The sequence below is a fragment of the Pseudomonas sp. P4_C1 genome, assembly GCF_056402155.1.
Genome location: NZ_JBFUHY010000003.1, coordinates 144,047 through 161,855 on the forward strand (window position 1 = coordinate 144,047; position 17,809 = coordinate 161,855).

Here is a 17,809-nt window from a genome sequence, read left to right on the forward strand (position 1 = left end):
TTCATCACTCGCTGGAAGCCATGCGCTGACGGTGGTTTCAATGCGTTGGTCGTTTGTGGAATCAGATTTTTGCCAGCCCCAAAAAAAACCGGCCTGTCGTTGCCGACCGGCCGGTTTTTTTCAGGGGGGGAGTGCTGTTTATTGCACTTCCACCGCCAGGCTTTCACTGATCTTTTGCTGCCAGATGGCGGGACCTGTGATGTGCACCGACTCGCCCTTGCTGTCGACCGCAACGGTCACAGGCATGTCCTTGACGTCGAACTCGTAGATCGCTTCCATGCCCAGTTCGGCGAAAGCGACAACGCGGGACTTCTTGATCGCTTGCGCCACCAGGTAAGCCGCGCCGCCCACTGCCATCAGATAAACGGCCTTGTGGTCCTTGATCGCTTCGATCGCGGTCGGGCCGCGCTCGGATTTGCCGATCATGCCCAGCAAACCGGTCTGCTCGAGAATCTGACGGGTGAACTTGTCCATCCGCGTGGCGGTGGTAGGGCCGGCCGGGCCAACCACTTCGTCACCGACCGGATCGACCGGGCCGACGTAGTAGATGAAGCGACCTTTGAGGTCTACCGGCAGGGTTTCACCCTTGTTCAGCATCTCGACCATGCGTTTGTGCGCAGCGTCGCGACCGGTTAGCATTTTGCCGTTGAGCAGGACGGTTTCGCCCGGTTTCCAGCTCTGCACTTCTTCAGGCGTCAGGGTGTCGAGGTTGACGCGACGGGCCGACGGGCCGGCTTCCCAGACGATTTCCGGGTAGGCATCCAGCGGTGGCGCTTCCAGCGAGGCTGGACCTGTACCGTCGAGCACGAAGTGCGCGTGACGGGTGGCGGCGCAGTTAGGGATCATGCACACCGGCAGCGAGGCTGCATGGGTCGGGTAGTCCATGATCTTCACATCGAGCACGGTGGTCAGGCCACCGAGGCCCTGGGCACCGATGCCCAACTGGTTGACCTTCTCGAACAGCTCCAGACGCATTTCTTCGATGCGGTTCTGTGGGCCACGCGCTTTGAGCTCGTGAATGTCGATGGATTCCATCAACACTTCCTTGGCCATGACCGCGGCTTTCTCGGCGGTGCCGCCGATGCCGATGCCGAGCATGCCCGGTGGGCACCAGCCGGCGCCCATGGTCGGGACGGTTTTCAGCACCCAGTCGACGATCGAGTCGGACGGGTTGAGCATGGCCATTTTCGACTTGTTCTCGGAACCGCCGCCCTTGGCCGCCACGTCCACTTCCACGGTGTTACCCGGAACGATGGAGTAGTGGATCACGGCCGGGGTGTTGTCCTTGGTGTTCTTGCGAGCGCCCGCCGGGTCGGCGAGGATCGAAGCACGCAGGACGTTTTCCGGCAGGTTGTAGGCGCGACGTACGCCTTCGTTGATCATGTCGTCCAGGCCCATGGTGGCGCCGTCCCAGCGCACGTCCATACCGACACGGACAAACACTGTGACGATGCCGGTGTCCTGGCAGATCGGGCGGTGGCCGGTGGCGCACATGCGCGAGTTGATCAGGATCTGTGCCATCGAGTCGCGGGCCGCTGGCGATTCTTCGCGCAGGTAGGCCTCGTGCATCGCCTGGATGAAATCCACGGGGTGGTAGTAGGAAATGAATTGCAGGGCGTCGGCAACGCTCTGAATCAGGTCGTCTTGCTTGATCACGGTCATGAGTCGCGCTCCTCTAAAAGACGGGAACATTCAATAAGGTGCTTGCAGCTTGGGTGCATCGGTCGGTTGCAAGCACCTTTCAAGGCACGCCGGGCAAGCTGGCGCGACGCTAAAAAGGCGCGGCAGTATACCGCGCCTCGCGGACAGGCACACGCGCCGGCAGTCAATCGTTGGTCGCATAAGGCCATCCCGAAAATTGAATGGTCATTTATCGGCCACACCACTAAAGTGACATTCGGTCTGTAGAGTAGGACGCTCTGTCAGTCTCCTTTCATTCGGTGAATCAACGATTGACCCATAACGCCATCCAGCGCCTGTTGCTCAAACGTTTCGCCCTCGCGGCCGGCACCTATGCCCTGGCATTGCTGTTGCTTTGGCTGGCGTTTTTTACCGGTCACTACGACGCGCCGCTTTCCAGTGTCATCATCGGCAGCACGCTGGTGGTGATTAGCCAGGCCTCCCTGTTCGCGGTGTTTTACAGCGGCTACAACCTGCGTTTCGCCGACCCCAGCCTGACCGAGGCGCAAGTGTTGCTGGGGCTGGGCTGGCAAACCTGGCTGATCGCCCATCTGGACGAAGCCAGGGGTGCGTTTCTGGTGTTTTACGTGCTGATCCTGCTATTCGGCCTGTTCCATCTGTCACGCAGGTCCTTTGTACGGTGCGCGCTGCTGGTGTTCTTCAGTTTCAGCGCGATCACGCTGTGGGAGGGCTACCACTTCCAGCTGCCTGACCCGGCCATGGCGGTGCTCCAAGTCTGTGTACTGCTCATCGTACTGGTGTGGCTGGTGCTGTATGCCCGCCATGTACAGACTTCGCGACAACGCATGCGCCAGCGACGTTTTGCCTTGCAGGCGCACCAGGACACCTTGCGCGGGATGATGCGCCAGCTCGAAGACCTGGTGGCCACCGACGAGCTCACTGGCCTGTTCAATCGCCGGCATTTCCTGCGCCTGGCTTCCCGCGAGTTGAACGCCATGGACGCCGATGTGGTGCACGGCCTGGCGCTGATCGACCTCGACCATTTCAAACGCATCAACGACCTGCACGGTCACGCCGCTGGCGATCAGGTGCTGCAAGCCTTCGCCGGCGTTGCCACCGCGTGCCTGCGCGACGGTGACGTTCTGGCCCGTTACGGCGGTGAAGAGTTCGTGGTGCTGCTGCCCGATTGCGATGCCGACAGTCTGACTTCGTGCTGCGAACGGCTGCGCATCGCGTTCACCGATGTCGAGTTGATCGGCCTGGATGTGCGCAACCTCAGCCTGTCCGCCGGCATGACCCTGCTGGAGCTGGGCGACGATCTCGATGACGCCTTGCAACAGGCCGATCAGGCGCTCTATCGCGCCAAGCGTGACGGCCGTAATCGATGCGCGGCGGCGTGGGAGAACGTCGATGCCTGAGCTGCGGGTCGGTGAACTTCGCTGGTCGGTGGCGGCGGGCAGCAATCTGCTCGACGCACTGAATCAGAACGGCGTGCCGGTGCCCTACAGTTGCCGCGCCGGCAGTTGTCATGCGTGCCTGGTGCAGTGTGTGCAGGGCCTGCCGAGCGACAGCCGCCCGGATGCCTTGAGTGCACAGCAGCGTGAACAGGGCTGGCGCCTGGCGTGCCAGTGCCAGGTGATCGAGGACTTGCAGGTGCACGCCTTCGACCCGCAGCTCGATGGCCATCCGGCTGAGGTCGCGGCGGTCGATTGGCTGAGCACTACGGTGCTGCGTTTGCGGATCATCCCGCAGCGGCCATTGCGCTACAGCGCCGGCCAGCACCTGGTGTTGTGGACGGGCAGCGTGGCGCGGCCGTATTCCCTCGCCAGCCTGCCGCAAGAAGACCGCTTTCTGGAGTTTCATCTCGATTGCCGCAAGCCCGGGGAATTCAGCGATGCCGCCAGGCAATTGCGCATCGGCGATCCGATCCGCCTCGGTGAGCTGCGCGGCGGCGCCTTGCATTACGATCCGGACTGGCACGCCCGGCCGTTGTGGTTGATGGCGGCCGGCACCGGGTTGGGGCCATTGTTTGGCGTCTTGCGCGAAGCGCTGCGGCAGGATCACCAAGGCGCCATCCGCGTCATTCACCTGGCCCATGATGCCGATGAGCACTACCTGGCCAAACCCCTGCAAGCCATGGCAGCCAGTCGTCCGAACCTGAGTGTCGAACTGTGGACCCCGGCCGAGTTGCCGGCGGCTTTGGCGCAACTGCGGCTTGTTTCGCGGCAAACCCTGGCCTTACTCTGCGGAGCCCCCGACAGTGTCGATGCCTTTGCCCGGCGCCTGTACCTGGCGGGGTTGCCGCGCAATCAACTGCTGGCCGATGTATTCCTGCCCCGTGGTTGAGCGCTGACTTTTCAGACGCGAGACCTGCCATGACCGATGCCATCGAAGTTGAACGCGAACGCGGCCTGTTGACCCTGCGCCTGAATCGCCCGGACAAGAAAAACGCCCTGACCCGTGCCATGTACAGCCACTTGGCCGAGGCGTTGAAACAGGCCGACAGCGACCCCGGGATCAACGCCGTGCTGATCACCGGCTCTGCCGAATGCTTCACCGCCGGCAACGACATCGCCGACTTCATCCAGCAACCACCGAACGGCCTCGACAGCCCGGTGTTTCACTTCATGCTCAATCTGCTCGAATGCCGCAAACCGGTGATCGCCGCCGTGGCTGGCGCGGCGGTGGGCATTGGCACGACGATGCTACTGCATTGCGATCTGGTCTACGTCAGCCGCGATGCACGCTTGCGTATGCCGTTCGTCAACCTTGGCCTGTGCCCGGAGTTTGGCTCCAGCCTGATCCTGCCGCGTTTGCTCGGGCAGGCCAAGGCAGCGGAGTTGTTGCTGCTCGGTGATGGTTTCAATGGTGAACAGGCGGCCGCGTGGGGCATTGCGTCCGAGGCGCTGGGCAGTGGCGAGGAGGCCTTGGCCAAGGCGCGGGAGATGGCGTTGCGCTTTGAGTCGCTGCCGTCGGAAGCGGTGCGGATCAGCAAGCAATTGATGAAGGCGCCGGATCGGGAGTTGGTGCGCAAGGTGATAGAAGAAGAGGGTGCTTTGTTTACTCAGCGGCTGCGGTCGCCGGAAGCGTTGGCGGCGTTGACCGGGTTTATCAAGCGGCATTGAGTTTTCGGTGTCAGGGCCGGCCCCATCGCGAGCAAGCTCGCTCCCACAGGGATTCGTGGTGGACACATGATCTGTGAGCATCTGCGGACAATGTGGGAGCGAGCTTGCTCGCGATGAGGCCAGCCTGAACAACACAACTTTCGGATCAGAAAACAAAAAGCCCCGCCATTCACATGGCGGGGCTTTTGTTTTTCAGCAACCGGTCACTCAGACCATCGGATCGCCAACGTGCAGGATCTTCATGCCGTTGGTGCCGCCGGTGGTGTGGTAGCTGTCGCCCTTGGTCAGGATGACCCAGTCGCCTTTTTCCACTACGCCGCGCTTGACCAGCTCGTCGATCGCCTTTTGGCTGACTTCGTTCGGCGCCAGCGAAGCCGGATCGAACGGGATGGTGTACACGCCACGGAACATCGCCGCGCGAGCCTGGGCTTCGCGGTGTGGGGTGAACGCGTAGATCGGCACCGAGGAGCGGATGCGCGACATGATCAGCGGGGTGTAGCCACTTTCGGTCAGGGCGATGATCGCCTTCACGCCCGGGAAGTGGTTGGCGGTGTACATGGTCGCCAGTGCGATGCTTTCGTCGCAGCGCTCGAACTCTTTGCCGATGCGGTGGCTGGAGGTCTTGCTGGTCGGATGCTTTTCGGCACCGATGCAGATGCGCGCCATGGCCTGAACGGCTTCCAGCGGGTACAGGCCAGCGGCGCTTTCCGCCGAGAGCATCACGGCATCGGTGTAGTCGAGCACGGCGTTGGCTACGTCGGACACTTCAGCGCGGGTCGGCATCGGGTTCTGGATCATCGACTCCATCATCTGGGTCGCGACGATCACCGCCTTGTTGTGGCGGCGTGCGTGCAGAATGATCTTTTTCTGGATGCCCACCAGCTCGGCGTCGCCGATTTCCACACCCAGGTCGCCACGGGCAACCATCACCGCGTCGGACGCCTTGATCAGGCCGTCGAGGGTTTCGTCGTCGGCCACGGCTTCGGCGCGTTCGATCTTCGCCACCAGCCAGGCAGTGCCACCGGCTTCGTCGCGCAGTTGACGGGCGTATTCCATGTCGGCGGCGTCACGCGGGAAGGATACCGCGAGGTAGTCGACTTCCATTTCCGCAGCGAGCTTGATGTCAGCCTTGTCTTTTTCAGTCAGGGCCGGAGCGGTCAGGCCGCCACCGCGACGGTTGATGCCTTTGTGGTCGGACAGCGGACCGCCGATGGTCACGGTGCAGTGCAGTTCGGTGGCGGTGGCGGTATCGACGCGCATCACCACGCGGCCGTCGTCGAGCAGCAGCTCGTCGCCCACGCCGCAGTCCTTGACCAGGTCCGGGTAGTCGATGCCGACCACTTGCTGGTTGCCTTCGGTCAGAGGATGGCTGGTGGAGAAGGTGAATTGATCACCGATCTTCAGCTCGATCTTCTTGTTGGCGAATTTGGCGATACGGATTTTCGGGCCTTGCAGATCACCCAGCAGGGCGACGAAGCGGCCGTGCTTGGCGGCGAGGTCACGCACCAGCTTCGCGCGAGCCTTGTGCTCGTCGGGGGTGCCGTGGGAGAAGTTCAGGCGGGCGACGTCCAGGCCAGCCAGAATCAGCTGTTCGAGAACTTCCGGCGAGTTACTGGCCGGGCCAAGGGTAGCGACGATTTTGGTACGACGGACGGACATGCAAAGACTCCTGAGTTCAAGCGCTGAGTGAGGCTACTATGCTCCGATGTTGTAGTCATTGTTCGTTTGCACTACTTATTTCTTTCTTTATTGAACCCTGCAACTTTACGTCCGGCAGCCTGAAGATTTCCGACCATGGGCCGATACAGGGCACAAGACAGGAGATCCCCCATGCGATTCGTGCTCATTGCCGCCCTTGCCCTCAGCGCCACGGGCTGCACCCGTTGGTCGATGAACCATCATTTGAACAATGCCTACAGCGCCTATGACCGGGGCAATTGCGAGCAGGTGATGCTCGAACTGTCCAAGGTCGAACGCGACAGCCGCGCGCGGCCTTACGTGTGGCCGGAAGTGTCGATGATGCGCGGCCTGTGCCTGGAGCGACAGAAGATGTTTATCGACGCGGCCAAGACCTATCAGTTCATCATGGCGTCCTATCCACAGAGCGAGTACGCCTACCGTGCCCATGCCCGCATTGAAACCCTGCAGAGCCTGGGCCACTATCCGACGCGCAGTGCGGCGGCCGTTAAACCGACGCAGTTCTGATGTCGATAACCCTCTGATCGCTGGCTCCCCGGCGGTGCTGAGCTATAGTCCAATGAACCGGTTTTAGAGCGTTGCCTCTGATGAGCCGGGGCAACACCTGTGACCGGCACAAGCAAGACTCTGCGCTACAAGGAATGGCGCACCGGAAGCAGGGAGAGCGGGCAAAGATTTAATGCGTACCCGTTCCGAAGCAGTAGTGCGGCTCTGCTTAAGAGCCTTGCATAGCGAAATTGCACATGTTCACCGACCGCCGAATCGAGCGGCATCAATTGCCGTACTTCCTGAAAGTGTTCAACGGCATCACCGGCAAACCCATCGGCAATCTGGGCAATGTCTGCGAAGACGGGCTGATGCTGATCAGCCAGTTGCCGATGATGATCGGCGCCGACTTCAACCTGCGTCTGAAAATTCCCGGTATCGAAGGTGGCCAGCAGATCATCGATCTGCAAGCCTGTTGTCTGTGGTGCCACGAAGACGCAACCCCCCAACATTACGACACCGGGTTCAGCCTGCAACGGGCGCCGCCGGAGTATGGGCATTTGGTCGAGGCGTTGAAGCAGTATTTCAGTTTTCTGCCGTTGCCGGCTTCGGCTTGAGATCACCGGGAAACCGGCTGTGAGTGATTGCTCAGGCTCAAACTCCGGCTCTTTTCCAGCCCAGGTAACGCGTCACCAACGCAGCCCCTAACTCGCCGGGTCGCGCATCCATCACCAGTACTCCATGAGCGTTCAAGCGCTCATGGAGTTCGGCGCGTGTATTGAGGTAGTCCACGGTCCCGCAATAGGCCAGCGCCTCGGGCAAGGTCTGCACCGGTGACTGACGCAGGGTGTCGAGTACGTCTTCGCGCAGGCTCGCGACCAGCACCTGATGTTGCTGGCTCAGGCGGTTGACCGCCGAGAGCAACTCATCGTCGTCCTCTTCGCGCAGGCTGGTTACCAGCACCACCAGTGCCCGGCGTTTTTGCCGTGCCAGCAGTTGCGTTGCCGCGGCTTGATAGTCGGCGCTGCGTTGGCTGCTGTTCAAGTCATAAACGCTGTTGAGCAGGGTGTTGAGATGGCTGGTGCCTTTTACCGGTGCAAGGTAGCGCGGCGGTTCGCTGGCAAAGGTACTCAGGCCCACCGCGTCGCCCTGACGCAGCGCGACGTAGCTGAGCAACAGACAGGCGTTGAGGGCGTGATCGAAGTGCGACAGCTCATCATCCTGGCTGCGCATGTGTCGGCCGCAGTCGAGCATGAACATGATCTGTTGATCACGTTCGTCCTGATACTCCCGGGCAATCGGCATACGCTGGCGGGCAGTGGCTTTCCAGTCGATCTGGCGCAGGCTGTCGCCCTCGCGAAATTCGCGCAATTGATGGAATTCCAGACCCAGGCCCCGTCGTTGTTTCTGACGTACGCCAAGCTGGCTGAGCCAGTTGTCCACCGCCAGTAGTTGCCCTTCATAGAGGCGGGCGAAGTCGGGGTAGACGCGGGTGGCATCGGGCAGGTCGAGCAAACGCCCGTCCGACCAGAGCCCCAATGGGCTCGGCAGGTTGATTTCGCAGCGTTCGAAGGTGAAGTGACCGCGCTTGAGCGGGCGCAGGCGATAACCGGCCAGGCTGTGCCGACCAGGTCGCAGTTCGACCGTCAGGGGCAGGTGTTCGAAGCTCAGGCCCGGCGGCACGTGGTCGAAGACTTGTATGTTCAGCGGTTGCGAAAAGTCGTGTTCGACAGTCAGCTGCACTTCGCTCCATCGACCCAGCGCCAGGCTGCCGGGCATCTGGCGTTTCAGCCGCGGCGAAGGCAGGCGCTTCACGCGCACCGCATCCAGCAGGGCCAGGGCCAGCAGCGCCAGGAGCAATCCCCAATTGATCGCCATGAGATTCGCCGCAACTGCGAACTCCAATGCCCGCAAAGTGCCCGACACAATGGTGCAGGCCAGCAGGATCAACAGCCAGGCGAGCATCAGGCGCGAGGGTTTCACAGGCGCGGCGCCGGCACTTGGTCGAGCATCTGTCGGAGCACCTGATCGACATCCAGGCCCTCGATGTCCAGCTCCGGCGCGATGCGTACGCGATGGCGCAGCACGGCCAGGGCGCAGCCCTTGATGTCATCCGGAATCACGAACTCACCACCGCGCAGCAGCGCGCGGGCCCGGGCACATCGCACCAGCGCAATGGACGCCCGAGGCCCGGCGCCGAGGATCAGGCCGGGCCAGTTGCGGGTGGAGCGGGCCAGGCGCACGGCGTAATCGAGCACCTGATCGTCCAGCGACAGGTCGCTGGCGATGCGTTGCAGGGCCAGTACATCCCTGGCCTGCAACAACGTGCGCATCGGTTGGACATCGAGCATGTCGGCCCGGGTCGAGCGGCTGACCTGACGGACCATGTTCAACTCCTGGTCGGCGTCGGGGTAATCCATGCGTACCTTGAGCATGAAGCGATCCAGTTCGGCTTCCGGTAGCGGATATGTACCTTCCTGTTCGATGGGGTTTTGCGTGGCGAGCACCATGAACGGCTGTGCGATGGGCAGAGCACGGCCTTCGAGGGTGACTTGCCGCTCCTGCATGGCTYCGAGCAGCGCCGCCTGGGTTTTCGCCGGGGCGCGGTTGATCTCGTCGGCCAGTAGCAGGTTGGTGAACAACGGGCCCTTGCGCAGTTTGAATTGCTCGGTCTGCAAGTCATACACGGCATGCCCGGTGACGTCGCTGGGCATCAGGTCCGGGGTGAACTGGATGCGCGCGAACTCACCGCCGAAGCAGCGGGCGAGGGCGCGCACCAACAGGGTCTTGCCCAAGCCCGGTACGCCTTCGAGCAGCACATGGCCGCCGGCGATCAGCGCCGTCAGGACGTCGTCGATCACGCGGTCCTGGCCGATCAGGGCTTTTTGCAATTCATTACGTACGGCCTGGGCCAGGTGGCTGGCACGCTGACGTTGTTGAGCGGCATGGTCCGGTACGTCGGGCTCGATCGGTTGACTCATAGTGAGTTCCTCAAGGATTGCAGGTGGGCGACCTGACGGCTGAATTCAACGCTGGTAAGTCGTTGCTTCGGTCGCGGGCTCATGGCCTGGCTGATAGTGCGTGTGGGTTGGCCGGTCAGGCGCGCAAGCACCAGCCATTGTTCGGTAACGGCGAGTTGTTCAAAGCCGGGATGGCGACGCCGCACGCGCCGCAGAATGTCTTGCTGCAAGGCTTGCAGCAGGCCGGCCTGACCGTTGCGGCGCAACAGGAAGTCGGCACTGGCGCGCAGGTGCTCCTGCAGTTGTCGGCGTGCTTTCGGCGCCGGTTCCAGCAATGGCCCCTGACGCACACCGAAGTGCCAGAAACCCAGACCGATCAAAGCGAACAACGCGACCAGCGCCTGGGGAAAATAACGCAGCAGCAAGGTCGGCAGGCTGTCGTGACCGGTATTGAAGATCAGTGTCACGCGGGTGTCGGCGGTCAGGTACCAGAGCAGCCAGGCATTGTCGTACCGGTCGATGGCCGGGGTTTTCCACAAGTCGGCATCGGTGACCACGATGATCGAACCGAGACCGTAACCGAGCTGCATCATGTGTGTGGCCCTGGCGCTGTTGGCCCAGGCCTGGGCGAGGTTTTTCGGGTCTTCGAGATGGAACGCGGTATCGAAACCGGCATAGGCCGGGGCGTCTTCGTTTTCCAGATAGAGCCTGGTCAGTTGCGGGTACGGATCGTCACCGACACCCGGCGGCGGGTCCTTGAGGTCTTTGCTCAGGGACTGGCGCAGTTGCACCCGATCGAGCAGCAGGTCATTGCTATGGCCGAGTTTTTCATCCCACAGCGACTCGGCGACGAACAGAAGCCGCCCGCCGGCCCGGGTCCAGTTCAGCACCTGGTCGATCTGTCGTGGGGTCATGTTGTAGCGCTCTGCGAGCAACAGCAGGCTGTGTTGATGCGGGTCGAGGCCGGGCAGGATGTCGAGGCCGTTGGCGTGGCCGACGTTCAGGCCTTGCTTGCGCAGGAACAGCTCAGCCGCCAGATATGGGTTGGCCCTGGCTTCGGGGGAGGGGCCGTGGTCGATGTCGGTCTGGTAGGGGGTTGCCTTGAGGTACAGATAAACACTCAGCGCTGCCAGCAACACGGCGATCAACACCCCGGCTATCGACCCCCAGCGCCGATTCAACGGACAACCTGCGAGCCGAACAGAACGCGCCAGCCGTCACACAGTTCCTGCTGCACCTGAGCGGGCGGCAGGCGATGACCGTAGGCCATGTTTTGCCAGTGCCCGGTCAGGCTTTTGCTGTAGGCCAGCAAGGCCGGTTGCTGTAATTGCTCGATACGCTGAAGCACTTGGCCTTCAGTGTCGGCGGACTTGAGCGCGATGTTGAAGTCGTGCAACAGACGGCTGAGCAGGGCGCGATAAAGCAAACCAAGTGCTTCGCGTGGATGAGTCTGCCAAAGACTTTCGGCGTGGGCGGCGATGTCGGCGGGCAGGGATTCGGGCTTGAGGTCCAGGCCGAACGCCTGCTGCGGTAAAGGTCCCGTGGCTTTGTTGACGGGGATCGGTCGGAGACTGACGAACGCCTGCAACCAGTCGCGATAGCGCCAGATCAACAGGCCGACGGCACCCATGACGATGCCCCACAGCACGATTTCAATCAGGGTCGCCAATGCCCCGAAACGTTGCCCCTCGAACAGTTTCAGCAGGGCCTTCAACCATTGCGGTGTCTTGCCATCGTCCGCGGCTTCAGCATTCGGTTGCTCTTCGCCAAAGCGGTAGCGCGTCACCGTTTCCCGGTTCTTGAAGGGCGGCTGCTCGAGGATCGACTTGATGCTGTCCCTGGAGGCCTGGCTGGTCAGGGGCTGGTCCAGCAGGCGCGGGCTGTCGGGTGAAATGCCCGGTTCGGCGGCCCACGCGCTGTGTGTGGTCGGCATCAGCAGAGTCACGGCGATCAACAGGACAGCGCCTGCACTGGTGAGGCGCTGGCGCATTCGGCGGAACACCAGTTCGATATCCCAGGCCTCCAGTACGATGCGCCGGTTCAGGTAAAGGCTGAAGCCGCAGGCGACATAGATCGGCTCCCAGACCACCAGCACCAGTGCATAAAAGGCGTTGGTCAGGTGTTCCAGCCAACGCCAGTCCTGGGTGGCCGCCGAGATCAGCGACTGCCAGCTCCAGTCGAGCGCGACCTGCTGTGGCAGGAGTAGATAGAACAGCACCATCAAGCCGATCCACAACGCGCCTTCCAGGTGCGCGCCGATGATCGTCAGCCATCGTGCCGCGCCGGCGTCTCTCTGCAACAGCACCTGTAGACGCTGCTGGCGTTGTTGTCCGTCGAGGCCTTCGAGTTGCACCACCGGCATTACGAAACTGCGGGACAAACTCAGGCGTCGCCAGGTCAGGCTGGCCAGTAATTGTGGCTTGAGCAGGCGCGGCCATTGGTGCAAGGCCTGCTTGAGCGTGGGCGTTTCACCGAACATGGCCTGGGACAGGATGTACAAGGGCAGGCGTTCGAACGCCGGCTTCAGCCACCAGAAAATGAACACGGCGAGCGAGGGCGAATCCCGGAATCCCCAACTGAGCAGCGCGAAAATGGGCAAGGTGACCATGGCCCAACTGGTCATCAACAGGCGTCGGTGGCGCTGGCTCAGGAGCACGCCGAGGTCCATGGCTTCCCAGGTCGAGCGCGGGCGAATCACCACCGTGGCGTCACTCAGGCGCATGGCGGCGACGTCCGGCGAACACGAGATAAATCACCACCAGCAACCAGAGCGCCGCGCCAACCAGGTACTTGGTCTGGTGTGAAGGGGCGGTCATTGACGACCAATAGGCTTCGATAAACGCTGCGATCAACAGAAACAGCATGCCCCCACAGACCAGCAGCACACTCTTGCGCGCTGCCAATCGCAAGGCCTCAGTCCGTAGCAAGCGCCCCGGGGCGACCAACGCCCAGCCCAGCTTCAGACCAGCGGCACCGGCCAGGGCGATGGCGCTGAGTTCGAAAGCGCCATGGCCGATCACGAATGACCAAAAGGTTTGCCCGTAGCCGACGTACGTCAGGTGCCCGGCCACCGCACCAATCATCAGACCGTTGAACATCAGGAAAAACACGCTGCCCAGGCCGAACAGCAAACCACTGGCGAAGGTCTGAAAGGCGATGCCGATGTTGTGCATGATGTAGTAGCCGAACATCGCCCAGTCCTCACTGGCGGCCCGTTCCGCCGTGCGCCCGAGGTGACCGGCAACGGGGTCGTACATGCTTTGCATTTCACTGACCTGCTCGGCGGGGATCAGGTTGTAGACCAGGTCCGGGTACAGGTACACCAGCAGCGCAAAACCGGCCAGGCTGCCAAAAAACAGCAGGCTGGCGGCGAGGACGAAGCGCCACTGTTCACGCACCAGCCGCGGGAAATCGGCCAGGATGAATGCCAGCATGTTGGCCCCCAGACGGCTGCGGTGTCGGTAAAGCTGTTGATGCCCGCGCAGCACTTGTTGCTGCAAGGCATCGATCAGAAAACTGCTGTAGCCGCGCTCTCGTGCGAGTGCCAAGTGTTGGCAGAGGCGTCGGTAATCCTTTGGGAAACTGCCGGCGTCGGTGACTTTGCCGTCGCGTTCCAACTGCTCGAGCAGGTGGGAGAAACGGTCCCATTCGGCCTTGTGCCGGCTTTCAAACAGGCTTTGCTTCATGTCGGCCCCAGCAAGCCGCGGGCGATACCATTGAGCTCGGTCATCGCCTGTGCAGGCTGGACTTGCAATGGTTGGGCAAGGATCGCGGCCAGTTCATTGACCCGCGCCTGGGAGAGTTCGCCCTGGCGCTCGGCAAACCCGAGAATCGCCTGTTGCTCGGTGAGTGTCAGGGCAAAGGCTGGGCGGCGGGGTTGGGCTTCGGGGAGTTCGGGGCGGGTGTGCAATTGTTCGCGGTAGATCACCAGGGTCCCGGCGGCGATATCGCCGAGGCGCTTGAAGTGGGGATGTTGCAGGCAACTGACGGCCCCGAGGAAGTAACCGAAGGGCAACAGGTCAACAACGCGCAGCAGGTTGCGCAGCAGCGAAGCGGACCAGCCGACCGGGGTGCCATCGTCGTGCACCACCCGCAGTCCCATCCATTGCTTGCCTGGCGAGCGGCCGTGGTTAAGCACCTCGAACAGCACCATGTACCACCAACTCACTACGAATAGCAGGATCGAGCCGAGTCCGGCACCCAGTTTGCCGAGCATCGCCAGTGCAATGAACAGCACGCCCAGGACCAGGCCGCGCAAACCAAGATCGATGGAAAATGCCAGCACACGGACCATCAAACCGGCCGGGCGCAGCGGCAGATCGACGCCCTCCGGCGTTTCGACGTGATACCGCGTATCCAGTGGCGGTGACAGCGGCGCATTCCCTGGCAGTGCTGTGGTCTCGAGCATGGGCAACCTGATGATGTGGCCTGGATCGGGATTCTTTGTCCATCCGATGCTAGCAGCCTATACGGGGGGAAACGACATAACTATGTATTGCATGGTGAGCCGGGCAAGGTGCTTGAATGACAAGACTACTGGCCGGGGCGTGAGGAGAACGCCTAGACTTTGCCGATCTTCAGTTCAGGAATCGCCCGTGACCTCCATCTTCTGGTACGACTACGAAACCACTGGCATCAATCCCCGTTGCGACCGTCCGTTGCAAATGGCCGGCCTGCGCACCGACTTCGATCTCAATGAAATCGACGCGCCGGTCAATCTTTACTGCCAGCCCAGTGACGACATCCTGCCGCATCCGGCCGCCTGCGCGATCACCGGAATCACCCCCGGGCAACTGCGGGCGCAAGGCTTGAGCGAAGCCGATTTCATGACCCGGGTGCATGCGCAACTGGCCGCTCCCGGTACCTGTGGCGCGGGGTATAACACCTTGCGTTTCGACGACGAGATGACCCGCTACAGCCTGTACCGAAACTTTTTCGACCCTTATGCGCGGGAGTGGCAGGGCGGCAACAGCCGCTGGGACCTGATCGATGTGGTGCGCGCCGCTTATGCCTTGCGCCCCGATGGCATGGTCTGGCCGACCGATGACGAGGGGCGGGTCACGCTCAAACTTGAACGCCTGACCGCCGCTAATGGCATCGATCATGGCAATGCCCACGAAGCGCTGTCGGACGTTCGTGCGACGATCGCCCTGGCGCGCCTGATACGGGAAAAACAGCCAAAGCTGTACGACTGGCTGTTTCAACTGCGCAGCAAGCAGAAAGTCATGGACCAGATACGCCTGTTGCAACCGCTGGTGCATGTTTCCGGGCGATTTTCGGCCGCGCGCAGCTATGTGGGGGTGGTGTTGCCGCTGGCCTGGCACCCGCGCAACAAGAACGCCCTGATTGTCTGTGACCTGCACCTCGATCCCCAGGGCCTGCTCGACCTGGATGCCGAAAGCTTGCGCCAGCGCTTGTATACCCGTCGCGACGAACTGGCCGAAGGCGAGTTGCCGGTGCCGTTGAAGCTGATTCATATCAACAAGTGCCCGGTGGTGGCGCCGTTGTCGGTACTTCGCCAGGAAGATCAGCAGCGTTTGGGGCTGGATATGGCGCTGTATCAGCAGCGGGTGTTGCAGCTCAATGACGCCCGGAAAGTTTGGCTGGATAAAATCCTGGCGATCTATGCTCGCGAAGATTTTTCCCAGAGCCAGGATCCGGAGCAACAGTTATATGATGGATTTATCGGTGATCGGGATCGGCGATTGTGTGAGCAAGTCAGAACCGTTGACCCGGTGCAATTGGCACAAGAGCAGTGGCCTTTCGATGACGAACGTTTGCCTGAATTGCTGTTTCGATATCGCGCTCGTAACTTTTCCGACACGTTGAATTCCGAGGAGCAAGAACGCTGGCGAATATTCTGTCAGAAACGTTTGTCAGAACCCGAGTGGGGGGCGCCAAATACCCTTGAAAGTTTTGTAGAAGCCGCGGCCCAATTGAGCGTTAGTGCTACTGCGTTTCAGCAGGGGGTGCTCAGTGAGTGGCAGGATTATGTCCAGGGATTGCGTCAGCGTTTGCATCTTTGAAATCGAACATGCCAGGGCTTAAAACACCGGGCATAAAAAACGCCAGCATTTGCTGGCGTTATTTTTTGTCACGGATCCGTCTGCGACAAGCTCTGAAGCTTAGCCCAGCAGGGTAGCCCAGCCTTCCACCACGTCACCGCCCCACTTGGCTTTCCACTCTTTCAGAGTCTTGTGGTTGCCACCTTTGGTTTCGATGACTTCACCGTTGTGCGGGTTTTTGTATTGTTTAACTTTGCGAGCACGCTTGGTGCCGGTAGTTTTCACTGCGCCGCCGCGTGGTGCCTTGGTTTTGGATTCTGGATCCAACAGCGCGATGATGTCACGCAGGGACTTGGAGTACTCGCCCATCAGGGTGCGCAGTTTGCCTTCGAATTCCAGCTCGGTTTGCAGTTTGTCGTCTTGGGACAGGTTCTTCAAACGGGCTTGCAGCTCTTTGATAGCTTCTTCGGTGGCGCGATATTCGTTGATCAAGGACATGTGGACTACCTTATGTTGTGCGCTGGATGGCAGGTGACAGTGCGGCAATAATAGTCACGGTGTTTCATCAAGTAAACATTTAAGCCAACTTTATTTAATTTACTTGCTGTGGTTTTGGCGCGCGTCGGTAATGCATTTATTAGTGTGGTCCAGGTCTGCCGGATATACATAAATTAACATTTGGCCGGCACCACTAGAGCATCCGGGCGAACCGGCACTGGCGCTGTCCGTCCTGCCGCACCGACCTTCCGGCAGGGCGAAACGTCAACAATACTGCAGTTTTGCTGCGCAATCGCTAGAATGGCGGCCTTTGCGAAGTTCTGGAGTTCCCCCCTCATGCGCACTTTTCGTCTGGTGATTTCTTGCCCGGACCGTGTTGGCATCGTTGCCAAAGTCAGTAACTTTCTGGCATCACACAACGGCTGGATCACTGAAGCGAGCCATCACTCGGACAATCTCAGTGGCTGGTTCTTCATGCGTCACGAGATCCGTGCCGACTCCCTGCCATTTGGTATCGAAGCGTTTCGCGAAGCCTTTGCCCCGATCGCCGAAGAGTTCTCGATGGACTGGCGCATCACCGATACCGAACAAAAGAAACGCGTGGTCCTGATGGCCAGCCGCGAGTCGCACTGCCTGGCCGACTTGCTGCACCGCTGGCACAGCGATGAACTGGACTGCGAAATTTCCTGTGTGATTTCCAACCATGATGACTTGCGCAGCATGGTGGAGTGGCACGGCATTCCGTACTACCACGTCCCGGTCAATCCGCAGGACAAGCAGCCGGCCTTCGCCGAGGTTTCGCGCCTGGTCAAACAGCACGACGCCGAAGTGGTGGTGCTTGCCCGTTACATGCAAATCCTGCCGCCGCAGTTGTGCAGCGAATACGCGCACAAGGTCATCAACATTCACCACAGCTTCCTGCCGTCGTTCGTCGGTGCCAAACCCTATCACCAGGCTTCCCTGCGTGGCGTGAAGCTGATCGGCGCGACCTGCCACTATGTGACCGAAGAGCTGGATGCCGGCCCGATCATCGAGCAGGACGTGGTGCGCGTCAGCCACAGCGACAGCATCGAAGACATGGTGCGTTTCGGCCGCGATGTCGAGAAGATGGTGCTGGCCCGTGGCCTGCGTTATCACCTGGAAGACCGGGTGCTGGTGCACGGCAACAAAACCGTCGTCTTCTGATAGACCTGCGGTACAGTTGAAATTCGAAGGGTCTGGGCGTTCAATCGCTTCAGGCCCTTCGCCGTTTCTGTACCGAGGACATGACCATGGCCGATCCACTGGACAAAGCCACATCCAAGGCTCCCGCCACGTTGGGCGAGGGTTRCCTGAGCCGCTACTACCCGGATGACATGGGGCCTGAAACGGGTACGGAGTTTCCTGATGCCGCGCA

At 61.1% G+C, this 17,809-nt stretch carries 16 protein-coding genes; 7 read left to right on the forward strand and 9 right to left on the reverse strand.

Going from position 1 to position 17,809, the window contains the following annotated elements; genetic code table 11:
* Nucleotides 1-138: 138 nt before the first annotated feature.
* Nucleotides 139-1,662, reverse strand: coding sequence for a fumarate hydratase (locus AC1DU9_RS03140; protein WP_223460054.1), 1,524 nt, complete (start codon nt 1,660-1,662; stop codon nt 139-141).
* Between the two features lie 290 nt (nt 1,663-1,952).
* Between AC1DU9_RS03140 and AC1DU9_RS03145 the strand changes: the two genes are divergently transcribed.
* Genes AC1DU9_RS03145 through AC1DU9_RS03155 form a run of 3 tightly spaced genes read left to right on the forward strand, consistent with a single transcriptional unit; the run spans nt 1,953 to nt 4,766 of the window.
* Nucleotides 1,953-3,059, forward strand: a complete 1,107-nt coding sequence (locus AC1DU9_RS03145; protein ID WP_223460056.1) for a GGDEF domain-containing protein — start codon at nt 1,953-1,955, stop codon at nt 3,057-3,059.
* Nucleotides 3,052-3,987, forward strand: coding sequence for an iron-sulfur-binding ferredoxin reductase (locus tag AC1DU9_RS03150; protein WP_477809723.1), 936 nt, complete (start codon nt 3,052-3,054; stop codon nt 3,985-3,987). The genes AC1DU9_RS03145 and AC1DU9_RS03150 overlap by 8 nt, the downstream gene beginning before the upstream one ends.
* A gap of 29 nt (nt 3,988-4,016) precedes the next feature.
* Nucleotides 4,017-4,766: an enoyl-CoA hydratase-related protein gene (locus AC1DU9_RS03155; protein WP_223460061.1), complete on the forward strand. Its 750-nt coding sequence runs from the start codon at nt 4,017-4,019 to the stop codon at nt 4,764-4,766.
* A gap of 207 nt (nt 4,767-4,973) precedes the next feature.
* On the opposite strand, the gene pyk is transcribed toward AC1DU9_RS03155, so the two are convergent.
* The gene (pyk, locus tag AC1DU9_RS03160; RefSeq protein ID WP_223463886.1) at nt 4,974-6,425 is read right to left on the reverse strand and encodes a pyruvate kinase; all 1,452 of its coding nucleotides are present in this window, start codon (nt 6,423-6,425) and stop codon (nt 4,974-4,976) included.
* Between the two features lie 171 nt (nt 6,426-6,596).
* Between pyk and AC1DU9_RS03165 the strand changes: the two genes are divergently transcribed.
* Together AC1DU9_RS03165 and AC1DU9_RS03170 are read left to right on the forward strand one after the other, a co-directional pair.
* Nucleotides 6,597-6,971: a tetratricopeptide repeat protein gene (locus AC1DU9_RS03165; protein WP_477809724.1), complete on the forward strand. Its 375-nt coding sequence runs from the start codon at nt 6,597-6,599 to the stop codon at nt 6,969-6,971.
* Nucleotides 6,972-7,207: 236 nt separating this feature from the next.
* Nucleotides 7,208-7,567 carry a PilZ domain-containing protein gene (locus AC1DU9_RS03170; RefSeq protein WP_223463884.1) on the forward strand — a complete coding sequence of 120 codons (360 nt, stop codon included), beginning with the start codon at nt 7,208-7,210 and terminating at the stop codon, nt 7,565-7,567.
* A gap of 37 nt (nt 7,568-7,604) precedes the next feature.
* On the opposite strand, the gene AC1DU9_RS03175 is transcribed toward AC1DU9_RS03170, so the two are convergent.
* The 6 genes from AC1DU9_RS03175 to AC1DU9_RS03200 are packed head-to-tail and all read right to left on the reverse strand — an operon-like array spanning nt 7,605 to nt 14,318.
* Complete coding sequence (locus AC1DU9_RS03175) at nt 7,605-8,933, reverse strand: DUF58 domain-containing protein (RefSeq protein WP_223463883.1); 1,329 nt, start codon at nt 8,931-8,933, stop codon at nt 7,605-7,607.
* Nucleotides 8,930-9,931 (reverse strand): AAA family ATPase, encoded by a 1,002-nt coding sequence (locus tag AC1DU9_RS03180; RefSeq protein WP_477809725.1) that lies wholly within the window; start codon nt 9,929-9,931, stop codon nt 8,930-8,932. The genes AC1DU9_RS03175 and AC1DU9_RS03180 overlap by 4 nt, the downstream gene beginning before the upstream one ends.
* Nucleotides 9,928-11,091, reverse strand: a complete 1,164-nt coding sequence (locus AC1DU9_RS03185; RefSeq protein WP_223463881.1) for a DUF4350 domain-containing protein — start codon at nt 11,089-11,091, stop codon at nt 9,928-9,930. The genes AC1DU9_RS03180 and AC1DU9_RS03185 overlap by 4 nt, the downstream gene beginning before the upstream one ends.
* Nucleotides 11,088-12,632 (reverse strand): DUF4129 domain-containing protein, encoded by a 1,545-nt coding sequence (locus tag AC1DU9_RS03190; protein WP_477809726.1) that lies wholly within the window; start codon nt 12,630-12,632, stop codon nt 11,088-11,090. Before AC1DU9_RS03190 ends, AC1DU9_RS03185 begins: the two co-directional genes overlap by 4 nt.
* Nucleotides 12,619-13,596, reverse strand: coding sequence for a stage II sporulation protein M (locus AC1DU9_RS03195; protein WP_477809727.1), 978 nt, complete (start codon nt 13,594-13,596; stop codon nt 12,619-12,621). The genes AC1DU9_RS03190 and AC1DU9_RS03195 overlap by 14 nt, the downstream gene beginning before the upstream one ends.
* Nucleotides 13,593-14,318 carry an RDD family protein gene (locus tag AC1DU9_RS03200; RefSeq protein ID WP_477809728.1) on the reverse strand — a complete coding sequence of 242 codons (726 nt, stop codon included), beginning with the start codon at nt 14,316-14,318 and terminating at the stop codon, nt 13,593-13,595. The genes AC1DU9_RS03195 and AC1DU9_RS03200 overlap by 4 nt, the downstream gene beginning before the upstream one ends.
* Nucleotides 14,319-14,505: 187 nt before the next feature.
* On the opposite strand from AC1DU9_RS03200, the gene sbcB reads away from it, so the two are divergent.
* On the forward strand, nt 14,506-15,936 hold the full coding sequence (gene sbcB / locus AC1DU9_RS03205) for an exodeoxyribonuclease I (protein ID WP_223463877.1): 1,431 nt from the start codon (nt 14,506-14,508) through the stop codon (nt 15,934-15,936).
* Between the two features lie 99 nt (nt 15,937-16,035).
* Here the strand turns inward: sbcB and mvaT are convergent, their stop codons facing one another.
* Complete coding sequence (gene mvaT / locus AC1DU9_RS03210) at nt 16,036-16,413, reverse strand: histone-like nucleoid-structuring protein MvaT (protein WP_007933316.1); 378 nt, start codon at nt 16,411-16,413, stop codon at nt 16,036-16,038.
* Nucleotides 16,414-16,749: 336 nt separating this feature from the next.
* Here mvaT and purU point away from each other — a divergent pair, with 336 nt between their 5' ends.
* Nucleotides 16,750-17,598: a formyltetrahydrofolate deformylase gene (gene purU, locus AC1DU9_RS03215; protein ID WP_223463876.1), complete on the forward strand. Its 849-nt coding sequence runs from the start codon at nt 16,750-16,752 to the stop codon at nt 17,596-17,598.
* The last annotated feature ends 211 nt before the right edge of the window (nt 17,599-17,809 follow it).

What these genes read in the sequence shown, in the direction of transcription:
- purU (WP_223463876.1), top strand. Translation starts at nt 16,750, where the DNA reads ATGCGCACTTTTCGTCTGGTGATTTCTTGCCCGGACCGTGTTGGCATC.
- AC1DU9_RS03200 (WP_477809728.1), bottom strand. Translation starts at nt 14,318, where the DNA reads ATGCTCGAGACCACAGCACTGCCAGGGAATGCGCCGCTGTCACCGCCA.
- AC1DU9_RS03150 (WP_477809723.1), top strand. Translation starts at nt 3,052, where the DNA reads ATGCCTGAGCTGCGGGTCGGTGAACTTCGCTGGTCGGTGGCGGCGGGC.
- AC1DU9_RS03170 (WP_223463884.1), top strand. Translation starts at nt 7,208, where the DNA reads ATGTTCACCGACCGCCGAATCGAGCGGCATCAATTGCCGTACTTCCTG.
- mvaT (WP_007933316.1), bottom strand. Translation starts at nt 16,413, where the DNA reads ATGTCCTTGATCAACGAATATCGCGCCACCGAAGAAGCTATCAAAGAG.
- AC1DU9_RS03195 (WP_477809727.1), bottom strand. Translation starts at nt 13,596, where the DNA reads ATGAAGCAAAGCCTGTTTGAAAGCCGGCACAAGGCCGAATGGGACCGT.
- AC1DU9_RS03155 (WP_223460061.1), top strand. Translation starts at nt 4,017, where the DNA reads ATGACCGATGCCATCGAAGTTGAACGCGAACGCGGCCTGTTGACCCTG.
- AC1DU9_RS03140 (WP_223460054.1), bottom strand. Translation starts at nt 1,662, where the DNA reads ATGACCGTGATCAAGCAAGACGACCTGATTCAGAGCGTTGCCGACGCC.
- AC1DU9_RS03190 (WP_477809726.1), bottom strand. Translation starts at nt 12,632, where the DNA reads ATGCGCCTGAGTGACGCCACGGTGGTGATTCGCCCGCGCTCGACCTGG.
- pyk (WP_223463886.1), bottom strand. Translation starts at nt 6,425, where the DNA reads ATGTCCGTCCGTCGTACCAAAATCGTCGCTACCCTTGGCCCGGCCAGT.
- AC1DU9_RS03165 (WP_477809724.1), top strand. Translation starts at nt 6,597, where the DNA reads ATGCGATTCGTGCTCATTGCCGCCCTTGCCCTCAGCGCCACGGGCTGC.